General features: G+C 63.1%; 4 protein-coding genes. All 4 read left to right on the top strand.

Annotation, left to right across the window (positions count from 1 at the left end):
* A partial coding sequence (locus tag EN742_RS39730) for a hypothetical protein (protein ID WP_245492433.1) occupies positions 1-357 on the top strand: 357 nt, incomplete at its 5' end.
* Complete coding sequence (locus EN742_RS30785; protein ID WP_128333653.1) at positions 357-1,358, top strand: YihY/virulence factor BrkB family protein; 1,002 nt, start codon at positions 357-359, stop codon at positions 1,356-1,358. The genes EN742_RS39730 and EN742_RS30785, both read left to right, overlap by 1 nt.
* Before the next feature lie 178 nt (positions 1,359-1,536).
* Positions 1,537-1,998 carry a hypothetical protein gene (locus EN742_RS30780; protein ID WP_127407311.1) on the top strand — a complete coding sequence of 154 codons (462 nt, stop codon included), beginning with the start codon at positions 1,537-1,539 and terminating at the stop codon, positions 1,996-1,998.
* Positions 1,998-2,774 (top strand): acyltransferase (locus EN742_RS30775; protein ID WP_148670373.1); only part of this gene is annotated, 777 nt, incomplete at its 3' end. The genes EN742_RS30780 and EN742_RS30775, both read left to right, overlap by 1 nt.

Genomic DNA, 2,774 nt, shown 5'->3' with positions numbered 1-2,774 from the left:
GTTGCCTTCAATGCCCCAATGGCGGTTCGGTTGCCTCGGGAACAAAACGAAAGGCGGCAGATTAACGCTCAGGCCGGCGTGCCAAGGAGATCTGCCATGGGCCTTTTCGGAAATACTATTCCTGGCCTGATCGAAAAGCAGCCGCCGGCCGGGAAGAGCGGCGAAATGCGCAATGCGACCGGTGCCGGCCCGGCGATCGCCGCGCATTCCAAGGACGCCAAGACATTCCAAGGACGCCAAGACAAGGGCGGCCGCTGGTCAGAACCGCGCCGCCGCGCGCAAGGCGAAGACCGGGAGCTGGCTGCCTTGACGACGTGGCGGGAGCGGTGGCCGGTACGCGGGACATCGAGGCGTTGATGGCGATGATCTGGGCCTTGTTGAAAGAAAGCGCCACCGGCTTCGTCAACGACAATGCCTTGAGCCGGGGGGCAGCTCTCGCCTTCTATGCCGCAACCTCGCTGGCGCCCATCCTGCTGATCGTGGTGGCAATCTCCGGGATCGTGGTTGGGCACCAGGCGGCGGAACTTGCATTGTCGGCGCAGATCTCCGGACTGATGGGCGCGCAGAGCGCGGAGCTATTCCGCGCCACGCTGGAGTCGGCGTCGAACCAGACAAGCGGAACATGGGCCGCCATAGTCGGACTGGTCACGCTGCTCGCCACCGCATCCGGGGTTTTCGGCGAGATGCAGCTCGCGCTCAACACCATCTGGAAAGTCGAGCCAACCGACACGTCCTTATCGAGAATCGTGCGGGCACGCGCCGCAAGCCTCGGGCTGGTGGCCGCGTTGGGCTTTCTTTTGCTGGTTTCCTTGATCGCCAGCGCGGCGATCTCGGCGTTGGCTGCGACGCTGAATGCGTATCTGCCGTTTGGCGAGGCGATAGCCAGCGTGCTGAACACGATCCTGTCGTTCGTTCTGACGGCGGTGCTGTTCGCCGCCATCTACAAGCTTTTGCCGGATCGGTCGCTGGCGTGGCGCGATGTCGGCCTTGGCGCGCTGGTGACGGCGGCGCTTTTCACCGTCGGTAAATCTGCGATCGGCTGGTATCTGGGCGCCAGCACGATCGCCTCATCCTACGGCGCCGCCGGCGGCCTGATCGTCACGCTGCTGTGGGTCTACTATTCTTCGCAGATCTTCCTCTTCGGCGCCGAGTTGACGCGCGCCTATTCAATCCGCCGCGGGACGAGGCCGGACATGGGTCCCGTCGTGGCGCAGGACGCTGCCGCGAACAAGGCCGTCACGGCCGCCGAAACCGAGCCACAATCGCGAGGCGTCACCTGGGTCTCGATCCTGGTCGCGACCTGCGCCGGCTCAATCATTGCGCTCATGCTCGATCGGGAGCGCCGCGCGGATCCATGACCGCGCCGCCAAATACTGTCTCATTGCGAATGGCGTGCTGAAGGAGGCGACCGTCGCCACGCCTCCGGTCCGCGCGACAACATATGTTATAGCTCGCTCGGCGGGATGCTCGTAACTTCGGCTCGCTTTGCATGTCTGGGCGAGCTCGGCGAAGAGGCGGCTCGGCCGAAGGTCGGGAATGCGTGGAAACCCAGCCTATCGCGCCATCTCGCACCATATCTTGCTGCACCGCACAATGTCGCACTGCCCTGAGTCATTCGCCCAAGGCCAATCATCCGGAGATTTTCATCAAATATCAAATAAGCACTCGCGAAAGTTGCGCGCCTCTTACCCAGAACACAACCCGATGAATACTTCTAGACTAACAGAACAAGCGTCGGATTTCTTGCACGACACCCCGACGCACTGGGGCGCAATTGGCAAAAATGGCGAAAACTTGGCGAATTTGCGCCTTTTGTCGGCGCCGCGATCACGATTTTATTTCAAGATGGTAAACATTTTGTGTTGCGGCGCAGCATTCCATGTTACATTCGTTAGCTATTGCGAATATGCCGTGGAGGAGTTGAGCAGTTTGGGCCTTCTGCTGACCGGCATCGATATCAATCCAGCCTCAGCGGAATACGCCGGCGGACGCGGCTGATGGCAAACGCCCGCGACATACAGCTCGATGCGCTGCGCGCCGTCGCGGTGACGATGGTGCTCTATGCCCACTTCCTGGCGCCCGGCGGGGCTTCTTTTGTCGGCCATCTCGGCGTCAGGCTGTTCTTCGTGCTGTCCGGCTTCCTGATCACGCGGCTGCTCATCGACGCGCGCGACGCCGCCGCGTACGAGGCGGGGCCGGCGCTGCGGGCCTTCTACATCCGGCGCATGCTCAGGATCTTCCCGCCCTATTTCGCGGTGCTGGGCTTGGTCTGGCTGACCGACCTCGAACATTCCCGGGGCTCGCTTATCTGGCACGCGCTCTATCTCTCCAATTTCTGGTACGCGCTGCGCAACGAGTGGACGCCCTGGCTGCTCTGCCATTTCTGGAGCCTCAGCATCGAGGAGCAATTCTATCTCGCCTGGCCGCTGATCGTGCTTCTGGCGCCGCGCCGGCGCATCGAGGCGATCGTCACTGGCGTGATCTTGTTGTCGCTCGCCTACCGCTTCTATTGGCCGGTGACCGCAGTGCCGACACTTGCCCGCGATCTGCTGCCGCCAGCCTCGATGGACGCGCTGGCCTGCGGCGCGCTGCTTGCGTCGCGCCGCGCCAGGGGCGCTGACCTGCCGCGCTGGATGCGGCTCGGCTGGCCGGTTTTCGCAACCCTGTTCCTGGCGATCCACTGGTTCGTCCCGGCGCCGGCAAACCCGATGCTGGAATGGGCGCACTGGCTGCTGCTGCAGGTGCTGCCGCTGGTGCCACTGGTGGTTCTGGTC

Source organism: Mesorhizobium sp. M4A.F.Ca.ET.020.02.1.1 (genome assembly GCF_004022645.1).
GTDB lineage: Bacteria > Pseudomonadota > Alphaproteobacteria > Rhizobiales > Rhizobiaceae > Mesorhizobium.
Note: the sequence above shows the minus strand (reverse complement) of the source record. Positions and strands in the feature narration are given on the sequence as shown.